The organism is Pantoea sp. AS142 (genome assembly GCF_037152305.1).
Classification (GTDB): Bacteria; Pseudomonadota; Gammaproteobacteria; order Enterobacterales; family Enterobacteriaceae; genus Pantoea.
Genome location: NZ_JBBCMO010000007.1, coordinates 14,430 through 26,609, shown reverse-complemented (window position 1 = coordinate 26,609; position 12,180 = coordinate 14,430). Strand labels below are relative to the sequence as shown.

The window sequence follows — 12,180 nt, the reverse complement described above, 5'->3', positions numbered from 1 at the left end:
ACCGGCCACAAAGGGGCTGATGAGTTACTTGTAATTGACCATCACTTCACTGCTCACCACCCGTAATCCCGGTGGCAGCGCCCCGCTTCCGGCAAAACCAAACACCATGTGCAGTGTCTCACTGGCGCTCAGATGTGCCAGCCCGCGCGTGGTGCCGCTGGCACCCTCCAGGGTCGTGCAACGCTGTTCGCCGCACAGCCGCACCTGCAGGCCAGACGGTGCCGGTCTGCTCAGCTGATAACGCCAGTTGATGACACTCACCTCCCCACCGACGTCGGTGGGCGGCGTCAGCGGCTGTGCCCGTTGCCAGCTGCCACGGTTCGCCAGTAGCGGTCCGTTGGCAGTGGCACTCCAGGCACCACCAGCCGCCTGTGCCATGAGCGGCAACATCAATAGTGCAGTCACCCATCCGCGCATTATTTGCCTCCGATGGTGGCCGTCATGCGGATCTGGCGGTTGTCGCTCAGCTCCAGATTAGAAAGCACCACCAGCTGTGGCAGGTTGCGGCGCAGGAATCGCGCCAGCAGCGCCCGCAGCGGATGATTGACCAGCAGCACCGGTGGCGCGCCCAGCATCTCCTGACGCTGCAAAGCCCCCTGTGCCTGACTTAACAGCCGATCGGCCAGACCTGGCTCCAGGCCACCACCGCCCTGCAACGCCTGTAACAGCAGGCGCTCCAGCGTGGAATCAAGGCCGATAACCTGCACTTCTTCATTACCTGGGAACCACTGTTGAGTAATCGCACGGCCCAGCGCCACACGCACCACGCTGGTCAGCTCCTGCGGATCGCTCTGCACCGGCGCATGTTCCGCCAGCGTTTCGATAATGGTGCGCATATCGCGAATCGACACGCGCTCCACCAGCAAATTCTGCAGCACCTTGTGCAGGGTGGTCAGCGAGATCACACCCGGCACCAGATCTTCGGTCAGCTTCGGCATCTCCTGCGTCACACGATCCAGCAACTGTTGCGCTTCCTGACGGCCAAACAGCTCGCTGGCAAACTGACCAATCAGATGGTTAAGGTGAGTCGCTACCACCGTACTGGCTTCGACTACGGTAAAGCCCTGAATCTGCGCCTGCTCTTTCAGTGCGCTGTCAATCCAGACCGCCGCCAGACCAAAAGCGGGATCGACGGTCGCTTCGCCCGGCAGACTGCCTGCAGCCGTGCCAGGGTTAATCGCCATCCAGCGGCCGGGATAAGCGTCACCGCTCCCTATCTCCACCCCTTTCATCAGGATGCGGTAGCGTGCAGGTGGCAGTTCCATGTTGTCGCGGATATGCACTACCGGCGGCAGGAAACCGACATCCTGCGCGACTTTCTTACGAATACTGCGGATACGTCCCAGCAGCTCACCGTTTTGCTGATGATCGACCATCGGAATCAGGCGATAGCCCACTTCCATGCCCAGCGTATCTTCCAGATGCACATCGGTCCACGACGCTTCAGTGGCGGCGGGCGTATCCGCCGTTTTGCTGATGCTGCCCGTGACTTCGACTTTCTTTTTCGGCAGCATTTCGCGGCCACGCAGCCACCAGGCCAGACCCAGTAAGGCGGCGGTGAACAGCAGGAAAACGAAGTTAGGCATACCAGGCACCAGACCCAGCAAGCCAATTACCCCGGCGCTGAGCATCAGCACGCGGGGATCTTTGAACAGCTGGGTTACCATCTGTTCGCCCACATCCTGATCGGTGGCAACGCGCGTCACGATAACACCGGCTGCGGTGGAGATAACCAGCGCCGGGATCTGTGCAACCAGACCATCACCGATGGTCAGTAGCGTATAGGTCTCTGCGGCGTGCCCCACATCCATACCGTGTTGCACCACGCCCACCAGCAGGCCGCCGATGACGTTGATCACCATGATCATGATACCGGCGACGGCATCACCACGAACGAACTTACTCGCACCGTCCATCGAACCGTAGAAGTCCGCTTCCTGGGTCACTTCGGCACGGCGGCGTTTGGCGTCATCTTCACCAATCAAACCGGCGTTGAGGTCGGCATCGATCGCCATCTGCTTACCGGGCATCCCGTCCAGCACGAAGCGCGCGCCCACTTCGGCGATACGACCGGCACCCTTGGTGATAACCATAAAGTTTATGATTACCAGGATGATAAACACCACGATACCGATGGCGAAGTTACCGCCCACCAGGAAGTGACCGAATGCTTCAACCACCTGTCCGGCCGCGGCCGCTCCCGTATGCCCTTCCATCAGGATGATACGGGTTGAGGCCACGTTCAGCGCCAGACGCAGCAAGGTAGAGAACAGCAGAATGGTCGGGAACGCCGCAAACTCCAGGGTCCGCTGGGTGAACATCGACACCAGCAGGATCATGATTGACAGCGCAATGTTAAAGGTGAACAGCAGATCCAGGATGAACGGCGGTAACGGCAGAACCATCATCGACAGGATCATCAGGATCAGTACCGGCCCAGCCAGCACCTGCCACTGCATATCTTTAAAGTTGCCCGGTAAACGTAATTTTGCGGCCAGGTTATTAGCCATCGTTTTTGCTCTCTCCTGCAAAGTCCATCTCTGCCGGAACCGGCAGGTTTTTTGGTTTGGTTGGGATCAGGCCGCCTTCACGCTTCCAGCGACGCGACTGCCAGACCCACGCCAGCACCTCGGCCACAGCAGCATAGAGCGCGCCGGGGATGTGCTGACCAATTTCAGTGTGACGGTATAACGCACGCGCCAGCGGCGGTGCTTCCAGAACCGGGATGCGATGTTCGGCAGCCAGTTCACGAATTCTCAGGGCGATCTCGCCGGCGCCCTTAGCCACAACCTTCGGCGCACTCATCTTCTTCTCGTTGTACTGCAATGCCACCGAGTAGTGTGTCGGGTTGGTGACGATGACATCGGCTTTAGGTACATCCGCCATCATTCTGCGTCGCGCGGCGGCCCGCATCTGCTGACGGATGCGTCCTTTAACATGCGGGTCACCTTCCTGCTGCTTATGCTCGTCGCGGATCTCCTGCATCGACATCTTCAGCTTTTTAAAGTGGCTGTAAAGCTGCCAGAAGACGTCATACCCCACCATCGGGATCAGCCCCAGCATCACCAGCGAACTACAGATCGCGATCATCTCCATGCCGTGAATCAGCGCCGTCACCGGTGGTTCGCTAATCAACCGCAGCATCTCGGGCCAGTGGCTCCAGATGTACCACCAGCCTACCGAGCCGACCAGAATGGTTTTGAGGATACCTTTAAACAGTTCGGTCCAGGCCTGGGCCGCGAACATCCGCTTGAAACCGGCCATCGGGCTGAGCTTTTTCAGGTCGAACTTGATCGATTTACCGCTGAACACGATACCGCCCAGCAGCATGGGGGCGGCAATCGCCACCAGCACCAGACCGCCCATCAGCGGCAGTAGCGCCATCAGCGCCTGTGTGATCAGGCTGCCGATGTGGCTGACGATAATTTTGTCATCCCTGACCATGCCGTGATCAAAACGGAGTCCGGTGGCGACCATTGCCGCCAGCCGATGCGCCATCATGTTGCCGCCCATCCACAGAATCATGATGCCGGCCAACAGCATCAGTAATGACGTCAGTTCGCGCGAACGCGGAATCTGGCCCTCTTCACGCGCTTTCTCAAGTCGGTGGGCCGTGGGCGATTCTGTTTTGTCTTCGTCGCTATCTTCAGCCACGACAAACCTCGGTTGGCAGGAATTCTGAGCATAGGATGCCAAATCTGGCTTAAGTTAAAGCGGAGATAAGATAGGAAAAAGAGGCGTTCTTTCGGGGATGAATCTGACAATGTGGAACGGGGCCACCCGAAGGTGACCCTTTTTTTATCCACTGCAGCCCTTTCACCCGCCGACAGGCGGGCGAAACCGGGTTAAAATCCTAAGCTGTCCAGCAGGTCATCAACCTGGTCCTGGTTCGCGACCACGCCCGGTGCATCGGTGTGGATCTGTGGCCCATTCAGCAGGCTGGTGCCTTCCTGACGCTTCTCAGCGCTGACTTCTGGCATGTTCTCCAGCAGCACCATTAACAGCTGGCGCTCAATTTCCTGAATCACATCCATCATGCGTTTGATCACCTGACCGGTCAGGTCCTGGAAATCCTGCGCCATCATGATTTCAAGCAGTTGCTTGTTAGTAAAGGCGGTGTGCTCTGGCACGGCGGCGAGGAATTCGCGCGTATCCGTCACCAACTCCCGCGCGTCGCCCAGTTCAATCGGGTTCTCAAACCACTCATCCCAGCGCCCTTTCAGCTGGGTTGCCCCGGCATCCATCTTATCCTGATGGGGTTGGGCTGCTTCAACACAGTTCAATGCACGGTCGGCGGCCTGTGCCGTCATCTGTACAACATAATCCAGACGATCGCGGGCATCAGGAATGGCTTCTGCCGCATCGGCAATGGCTTTATCCAGCCCCAGCTCGCGCAGACTGTCGCGCAGCATGCGCGTCAGAGAGCCAATTCGTGAAATGATGTCGTGTGCCGCGGCATCCTCAGTTGGTTTCGGAAAGTCGCTCATCACATCCCCTTACATACCCAGTTTTTCAAAAATTTTACCCAGCTTCTCTTCCAGGGTCGCTGCGGTGAATGGCTTCACCACATAGCCGCTGGCTCCCGCCTGGGCGGCGGCGATGATGTTTTCTTTCTTCGCTTCCGCGGTCACCATCAACACTGGCAGCGAACTCATTGCCGCGTCGGCACGAATGGTCTGCAACAGTTGCAGGCCATCCATGTTTGGCATGTTCCAGTCGGAAATCACGAAGTCGAAACCACCCGCTTTCAGTTTGCCGAGAGCGTCGACACCATCTTCCGCTTCTTCAACGTTATTGAAGCCCAGCTCTTTCAGCAGGTTACGCACAATACGACGCATCGTATTGAAGTCGTCTACTACCAAAAAGCGCATGTTTTTATCAGCCATATCTACTCCTGAGTTGTCTCGCCCGGCGGGACGGGCCTGTTAAATACGCAATGCCTGTCCGGCGCTAATTTTCGCCAGCATGTGCTGGCTGATGTTGCTTAAATCCACGACTTCGCTCACGCCGCCTGTGGCAATGGCCTCACGTGGCATGCCAAATACCACACAACTGGCTTCGTTCTGGGCGATAGTCCAGGCGCCTGCCCGGTGCATTTCCAGCATCCCGGCCGCGCCGTCGTTGCCCATTCCGGTGAGAATCACCCCCACCGCATTTCGTCCGGCGTTAATCGCCACCGATTTAAACAGCACATCCACAGACGGTTTATGCCGGTTAACCGGTGGCCCTTCATTCAGTTTCACCACATAGTTGGCGCCACTTCGGCTCAGCTCCATGTGCATTGCACCTGGTGCAATGTAGGCGTGCCCCGGCAGAATACGCTCACCATCTTCAGCCTCTTTCACCGTGATCTGACACAGCTTATTCAGGCGCTCGGCAAAGGAGCGGGTAAAGCCTGGCGGCATATGCTGAGTAATCAGCAGCGCCGGGCTGGTCGCCGGTAATGGCTGCAGCACATGGCGAATCGCCTCCGTGCCGCCGGTTGAGGAGCCAATCGCAATCAGCTTCTCGCTGCTCAGCAGCGGCCCCGCTTTCAGCACGGCGGGTACCGGCATGGCTGCGCGGTTGTGCAGTCGGGCGCGGGCAGCCGCGCGGATTTTGTCGCCAATCATCTGGCTGTAAGCCAGCATCCCTTCACGGATGCCGAGCTGCGGCTTGGTAACGAAATCCACCGCACCCAGCTCCAGCGCCCGCAGGGTTATTTCGGAGCCTTTCCCGGTCAGCGACGAAACCATCACCACCGGCATTGGCCGTAACCGCATCAGTTTTTCCAGGAAATCGAGGCCATCCATGCGCGGCATTTCCACATCCAGCGTCAGTACCTGCGGATTGAACTGCTTGATCAAATCGCGGGCGACCAGTGGATCGGGCGCCGTAGCGACCATCTCCATATCCGGATGGCTGTTGATGATTTCTGTCATCAACTGCCGCATCAGCGCAGAGTCATCTACGCACATCACGGTGATTTTGCTCATCATCTTTCCTTCGTCAGTCCATAGACGGTTTGCCCACGCAGCCAGAATTCTTTACTGATCTGACTGAAGTTTTCTGAGTGACCGGCGAACAGAATGCCGCCCGGCTTCAGCAGCGGGACAAACCGACGCAGAATCTTCTCCTGCGTCTCTTTATCGAAATAGATCATCACATTGCGACAGAAAATGGCGTCGAACTGGCCCGGCAGTGCCCAGTCGTTGGCCAGCAGGTTAAGCTGCGCGTAAGTGACCATACCGGTCAACTCGGGACGTGCCCGCACCATACCGGCATGAGGACCCGTACCGCGCAGGAAGAAACGTTGCATTTGCGCTGGTGACAGCGTGCGCAACTCCTCCTGGCGATACACACCCGCCACCGCTTTTTCCAGCACCTGGGTGTCGATATCACTGGCATGAACCTGGAACTTGCCCTGGCCGGCACCCAGCGTCTCCGCCAGCGTCATGGCGATGGAGTAGGGTTCTTCGCCGGTTGACGCTGCGGTACTCCAGACGCTGAAGTTGCCCTGTCGCTTACGCGCATGCTCCGCCAGAATCGGGAAGTGATGCGCTTCGCGGAAGAACGCGGTCAGGTTGGTGGTCAGGGCGTTGATAAACGCCTGCCACTCGGCACTGTTCGGATCGGACTCCAGCAGCGCCAGGTAACGACCGAAATCATCGATATTCAGCGTGCGCAGGCGACGAACCAGACGGTTGTAAACCATCTCACGCTTGTGATCGGCCAGTACGATACCGGCACGCTGATAGATCAGCTGGCTGATACGGCGAAAATGCGTGTCGGAGAGCGGTAACCGCTGCACCATCTGCGACAGCAGCGTTGTCGTCTCATTTTGATCTAAAATCGTCGATTTTTTCATCTCTGCACCTGGCCCGAACGGAATACATTAACTGTCTGCTGCGATGCCCGGCGACTCAACGGCGGCCGGGCCACGGGCGATTAAAAGGTTTCCCAGTTGTCGTTGCTGCGTGAAGCAGACGGACGACCAACGGCTAACGGTGCATCTAACTGGAGAGTTTTTGTCGCCGTTGTCTTGTTAACGGCCTGAGCGACAAATTCTTTACCAATATTGAACACGGATACCGCTTGTTTTAAGTGACTGGCCTGATCTTCCAGCGCGGCAGCCGCTGCCGCAGACTCTTCCACCAGTGAGGCGTTCTGCTGCGTCACGCGATCCATCTCTGTCACCGCAAGGCCCACCTGGTCGATGCCACGACTCTGCTCGTCTGAGGCTGAGGCGATCTCACCCATGATGTCGGTGACGCGGGTAACCGCGCTGACGATGTTGCTCATGGTATCGCCCGCGCTCTCTACCAGCACCGAGCCGGTATTAACACGGCTTACCGAATCTTCAATCAGACCTTTAATCTCTTTAGCGGCCTGGGCGCTGCGCTGCGCCAGGCTGCGCACCTCACCGGCCACCACCGCAAAGCCGCGACCCTGTTCACCGGCCCGCGCCGCTTCAACCGCCGCATTCAGCGCCAGGATGTTGGTCTGGAAGGCAATGCCATCAATCACGCTGGTGATGTCGGCAATCTTCTTCGAACTGCCGGCAATCTCTTTCATGGTGGTCACCACGTTATCCACCACTTTACCGCCCTGCTGCGCGGTTTCAGAGGCAGTCAGCGCCAGCTTCGACGCCTGACGGGCGTTCTCGGCGTTCTGCTTCACGGTCGCGGTGAGTTGCTCCATGCTGGCCGCGGTCTGCTCCAGCGAAGCAGCCTGCTGTTCGGTACGCGAAGAGAGATCGTTGTTGCCAGTGGCGATTTCGCTGGCACCGGTATAGATGGCGTCAGAGCCATCACGCACGGCGCGAACGGTGCGCACCAGCTCCTGCTGCATGTGCTGCAGCGACGTCAACAATTCACCGATTTCGTTACGAACGTTAATCTCTACCGGCTGGGTCAGATCGCCCCGCGCGATGTGCTGGATATGCTCAATACTCTGGCGCAGCGGACGGATCAGCACGGAGCGCATCACGTTCCACACCAGAATGATCATCAGCAACGTTACCGCCAGCGTGGTGATGACAATGGTGATAGAGCGGATATAAGCCTGATGGTTGGCTTCCACGCCCTGCTGTGACAGCACCTGATTGTTCTCCAGCCAGGCGTTGTAATCTTTCTGGAATTTATCCTGATAGCTCTGGGTCGGCTGATCGACAAAACCTTTAAAGTTACCGGTGGTGAAGAACACCATCAGTTCCGCAAGGGCGTCGTGGTAGGCCTTGTAGTTTGCCTGTAACGCCACAACGTTCTCAGCCGTTTTGCCCTCTTCTGACAGGTTGGCATTGAACTGCTCGTAGCTCACTTCAGCCTGCTTCAGCTCCTGGCCCGCCAGGGCCACCAGCTCTTTCACGCTGGCACCTGAACCCGACATCTGGGCATCCTGCAGAAAACGAATACCGGCGCGATTTAGGGTATTGCGCGCCTGAACCAACGAAACCCATGAGGTGCTCATTGCCTGTTGCAGGGTATTCAGGCGCTGGTTGTAGGCAAAATTCTCTTTATCTGAACTGACAGTTTTGAAAAACATTCCCCCGGAAAACAGCTGCAGCAGCGCAAACAACGCCAGCACACACAGCAGGCCGGAAACGACGCGTACTCGACTAAACATAAACACCTCATTGGTTGGCGATTCGTGTTTATTTATCGGCGGAGTCGGAGGGAACTTTATGCATGGCAGCGGCTATAAGCCGCCGCCAGGGTGTAAGACGGCAAAATCAGGCGCGGGAGATTTTGAAAACGGAGACAGCCTGAGTCAGCGCGCTGGCCTGCTGCTCCAGTGCGGCGGCGGCGGCGGCGGACTCCTCAACCAGTGAGGCGTTCTGCTGGGTCACGCGATCCATTTCAGTGACGGCCAGACCGACCTGCTCAATACCGCGGCTCTGCTCATCAGAAGCTGACGCGATTTCACCCATGATGTCGGTAACGCGGGTCACGGCACCCACAATCTCATTCATGGTGCTGCCGGCGCTTTCAACCTGCAATGAACCGCTGTTTACGCGCGACACGGAGTCTTCAATCAGGCCTTTGATCTCTTTGGCAGCCTGGGCGCTGCGCTGCGCCAGGCTGCGCACTTCACCGGCTACCACCGCAAAACCGCGACCCTGTTCACCGGCACGCGCCGCTTCAACCGCCGCATTCAGCGCCAGGATGTTGGTCTGGAAGGCGATACCGTCGATCACGCTGATGATGTCAGCAATTTTCTTCGAGCTGCCAGCGATCTCTTTCATGGTGGTGACGACGCCATGCACCACTTTACCGCCCTGCTGCGCGGTTTCGGAGGCGGTCAGCGCCAGCTGCGACGCCTGACGGGCGTTGTCAGCATTCTGCTTCACCGTGGCGGTGAGTTGCTCCATGCTGGCCGCGGTCTGCTCCAGCGAGGCGGCTTGCTCTTCCGTGCGGGCCGAAAGGTCGTTGTTTCCGGCAGCAATTTCGCTGGCACCGGTGAAGATGGCATCAGAGCCGTCACGTACATTACCCACGGTCATCACCAGCGACTGCTGCATCTCATGGATGCCGGCGGCCAGCTGACTCATCTCATTCCGCCCCTCAACCTTAATTGACTGGGTCAAGTCGCCAGAAGCGATAGCGCGAATTTGTGCCAGCAGCTGTTGCAACGGCTGAATCAGCACCTGACGCAGACCAAACCAGCAGGCCAGAATCACCGCGATCACCGTGACGCCAATAATAACAAGCAGCCACATCATCTGAGTAAAGGCTTTCTGGTTCTGCGTCATGCCCTGATCGGAAAGCGCGGTCTGGCGTGCACGCCATTCGCCGTAGCTACCCTGCATGGCGACCTGCTTCTGCTCGATGTTCTGTTTGAACATCCCTTCAAGGTCGCGTGCCTGCAGGCTTTTCACCATCGCTTTCAATCCATTATTATATTGAGCGTAATCCGCTTCAAGTTTGTCCCGTAGCGTCTCTTCAAGGCCCGGCGTGGCGGGCTGGTCGTAATAGACTGTAAAGTGACGATCGGCTTCAGCCAGTTGGACGTTGGCTTTATTCATCAGGTCATCAAGCTGACCGCCATTCATCTGCGAGGCCATGCTGGTCTGCAACCGCAGCATGGCGCGATTAAGCGTGGTACGGCTGTTGTTCAGGGCGATATAGGCATCTGTCATCGACGTAACGTTACGATTGGAAATCTGCGACAGCGCAAAAGCGTCTTTATCATTGTTAAGCGCTGACCAGAACAGGCTGCCAGAAAGCAACTGGATCGCGCCAAAGATAACCAGTACTGCGATTAAACTGGTCACCACTTTTATTTTTTTTAACATCTTGTTCCCCTGCAGGTTGATTAAGGTCCAGCGGCTATATCGGCGATAGAGTGGTATTAATTAACGCTTTCCGACGCTTTCCAGAAAAGAATTGGCTTTTGTAATTATTCTTATCAGCAAGGCGGTTGAATTTGAGTTTACGCAGAGGCGTTGCGGAGGGTGCTGCGCATCCCGCAGGATGCGCAGGGTAATATCAGAAAGTTTCCCAATGCGTATCACTGACCGGTGCTGTCAGGGCTTTGCGCGGTGCCTGCGCCGCCGTACCGGGCGCGGCAATCGGCAAATGCTTTGTCAGCGTCTGCTGTAAGGCGCCGCGGGTGATTCTGAAGACTGACACGGCCTGGCTTAACCGGCTGGCCTGATCTTCCAGCGAGGCAGCGGCCGCAGCGGACTCTTCCACCAGCGAGGCGTTCTGCTGGGTGACGCGATCCATCTCGGTTACTGCCTGCCCGACCTGATCGATACCGCGACTCTGCTCATCCGACGCCGAGGCGATTTCACCCATGATGTCGGTAACGCGCGTGACCGCACTGACGATATCGCTCATGGTTTCTCCGGCGGTGCCGACCAGTTGCGAACCGATATCGACCCGGCTCACCGATTCATCAATCAACCCTTTGATCTCTTTTGCCGCCTGGGCGCTGCGCTGTGCCAGATTACGCACTTCGCCGGCAACCACGGCAAAACCGCGCCCCTGCTCCCCGGCGCGAGCCGCTTCAACGGCGGCGTTAAGCGCCAGGATATTGGTCTGGAATGCGATGCCATCAATCACGCTGGTGATATCGGCAATCTTCTTCGAGCTGCCGGCGATTTCGCTCATGGTTTTCACCACGCCAGCCACCACACTGCCCCCTTTTTGCGCGGTTTCTGACGCGCTAAGCGCCAGCTGTGACGCCTGGCGAGCATTTTCGGCGTTCTGTTTCACCGTGGCGGTGAGCTGCTCCATACTGGCCGCAGTCTGCTCCAGTGAAGCAGCCTGCTGTTCAGTGCGGGCAGAAAGGTCATTGTTTCCGGCAGAGATCTCACTGGCACCGGTGAAAATCGCATCCGATCCGTCACGCACATGGGTCACGGTCCGTACCAGCGACTGCTGCATATCATGCAGGCTGGCAGCGAGCTGCGTCATCTCATTGCGCCCTTCCACTACGATCGGCTGGGTTAAATCGCCCTGGGCAATATGCTGAATGTGAGTAATGCTGGTGTTCAGCGGCGTCATCACAATTCTGCGCAGGCCAAACCAGCAGAGCACAATCACCGCCAGTACGACGGCCATGATGCTGGCCAGTATCCAGAGTATGCGGTTATAGGCAGCACTGTTTTCTGCTACACCCTGTGATGAGAGCCGGTTCTGATCGGCACGCCAGTCCCGATAGAGCGAGAGAAAGGCACTCTGGCTCGGCGCGACAGGGGCTTTAGCCGCCGCAATCAGATCATTAGCCTGCAGCGCGGTCTGTAACGCATTCAGTGCACCGGCATAGGCGTTGAAGCGCTGATCAAGCTGATCATTCAACCGGGCATCCTGTCCTGGGGTGTCGGGAATCGCTTTAAATTCTTTATAGAAGCTCTCAGCCCCCTGCTGGAAACCTTTACTATCATCAAACAGCCCAGCGATATCGGCCGTTTTATTCTCCAGTTTGCTGGTAGCAACACGCAGTTGGATACGGGTCAGCAACACCCGGCTCTGATTAAGGCTCATATAGGCGTCATTCAGCGCTTGCGTGTTTTGCATCGCCAACTGCGACACAGCGAAGCTCTGTTTATCGTGGCTTAGTGCAGAGTAGAAAATGGAACCAGTGAAGGCCTGTAATAGCCCAAACACCAGCAACACCAGGACCAGGCTGGTGCCAACACGGATTTTCGTTAACATGAGTAACCCTGAATAAAGTAGGCAATTAAAAGTGACAGAG

General features: G+C 57.4%; 10 protein-coding genes. All 10 read right to left on the bottom strand.

Features of this window, described 5'->3' with window-relative positions; genetic code table 11:
- Positions 1-24: 24 nt before the first annotated feature.
- The 10 genes from flhE to WFO64_RS13715 all read right to left on the bottom strand — a co-directional run bounded on the left by flhE (position 25) and on the right by WFO64_RS13715 (position 12,140).
- A complete protein-coding gene (flhE, locus tag WFO64_RS13760) occupies positions 25-417 on the bottom strand; it encodes a flagellar protein FlhE (protein WP_337012544.1) in 393 nt (130 codons plus the stop codon).
- On the bottom strand, positions 417-2,510 hold the full coding sequence (gene flhA, locus WFO64_RS13755) for a flagellar biosynthesis protein FlhA (protein ID WP_337012542.1): 2,094 nt from the start codon (positions 2,508-2,510) through the stop codon (positions 417-419). The genes flhE and flhA overlap by 1 nt, the downstream gene beginning before the upstream one ends.
- Entirely contained in the window at positions 2,503-3,654 is a 1,152-nt protein-coding gene (gene flhB, locus WFO64_RS13750) for a flagellar biosynthesis protein FlhB (protein WP_337012540.1), read from the bottom strand. The genes flhA and flhB overlap by 8 nt, the downstream gene beginning before the upstream one ends.
- Before the next feature lie 191 nt (positions 3,655-3,845).
- Positions 3,846-4,487, bottom strand: coding sequence for a protein phosphatase CheZ (cheZ, locus tag WFO64_RS13745; protein ID WP_337012538.1), 642 nt, complete (start codon positions 4,485-4,487; stop codon positions 3,846-3,848).
- A 9-nt stretch (positions 4,488-4,496) separates the two neighbouring features.
- Complete coding sequence (gene cheY, locus WFO64_RS13740; RefSeq protein WP_010258559.1) at positions 4,497-4,886, bottom strand: chemotaxis response regulator CheY; 390 nt, start codon at positions 4,884-4,886, stop codon at positions 4,497-4,499.
- 39 nt (positions 4,887-4,925) lie between these two features.
- Positions 4,926-5,975 (bottom strand): protein-glutamate methylesterase/protein-glutamine glutaminase, encoded by a 1,050-nt coding sequence (locus WFO64_RS13735; protein WP_337012536.1) that lies wholly within the window; start codon positions 5,973-5,975, stop codon positions 4,926-4,928.
- Positions 5,975-6,847, bottom strand: a complete 873-nt coding sequence (gene cheR / locus WFO64_RS13730; RefSeq protein WP_337012534.1) for a protein-glutamate O-methyltransferase CheR — start codon at positions 6,845-6,847, stop codon at positions 5,975-5,977. The genes WFO64_RS13735 and cheR overlap by 1 nt, the downstream gene beginning before the upstream one ends.
- A gap of 80 nt (positions 6,848-6,927) precedes the next feature.
- Entirely contained in the window at positions 6,928-8,604 is a 1,677-nt protein-coding gene (locus tag WFO64_RS13725; protein WP_337012532.1) for a methyl-accepting chemotaxis protein, read from the bottom strand.
- Positions 8,605-8,710: 106 nt separating this feature from the next.
- Positions 8,711-10,273 (bottom strand): methyl-accepting chemotaxis protein, encoded by a 1,563-nt coding sequence (locus WFO64_RS13720; RefSeq protein ID WP_337012530.1) that lies wholly within the window; start codon positions 10,271-10,273, stop codon positions 8,711-8,713.
- Between the two features lie 193 nt (positions 10,274-10,466).
- Positions 10,467-12,140, bottom strand: coding sequence for a methyl-accepting chemotaxis protein (locus WFO64_RS13715; protein ID WP_337012528.1), 1,674 nt, complete (start codon positions 12,138-12,140; stop codon positions 10,467-10,469).
- Between the last annotated feature and the right edge of the window lie 40 nt (positions 12,141-12,180).

What these genes read in the sequence shown, in the direction of transcription:
- WFO64_RS13715 (WP_337012528.1), bottom strand. Translation starts at nt 12,140, where the DNA reads ATGTTAACGAAAATCCGTGTTGGCACCAGCCTGGTCCTGGTGTTGCTG.
- cheZ (WP_337012538.1), bottom strand. Translation starts at nt 4,487, where the DNA reads ATGAGCGACTTTCCGAAACCAACTGAGGATGCCGCGGCACACGACATC.
- WFO64_RS13735 (WP_337012536.1), bottom strand. Translation starts at nt 5,975, where the DNA reads ATGAGCAAAATCACCGTGATGTGCGTAGATGACTCTGCGCTGATGCGG.
- WFO64_RS13725 (WP_337012532.1), bottom strand. Translation starts at nt 8,604, where the DNA reads ATGTTTAGTCGAGTACGCGTCGTTTCCGGCCTGCTGTGTGTGCTGGCG.
- flhA (WP_337012542.1), bottom strand. Translation starts at nt 2,510, where the DNA reads ATGGCTAATAACCTGGCCGCAAAATTACGTTTACCGGGCAACTTTAAA.
- WFO64_RS13720 (WP_337012530.1), bottom strand. Translation starts at nt 10,273, where the DNA reads ATGTTAAAAAAAATAAAAGTGGTGACCAGTTTAATCGCAGTACTGGTT.
- cheR (WP_337012534.1), bottom strand. Translation starts at nt 6,847, where the DNA reads ATGAAAAAATCGACGATTTTAGATCAAAATGAGACGACAACGCTGCTG.
- cheY (WP_010258559.1), bottom strand. Translation starts at nt 4,886, where the DNA reads ATGGCTGATAAAAACATGCGCTTTTTGGTAGTAGACGACTTCAATACG.
- flhE (WP_337012544.1), bottom strand. Translation starts at nt 417, where the DNA reads ATGCGCGGATGGGTGACTGCACTATTGATGTTGCCGCTCATGGCACAG.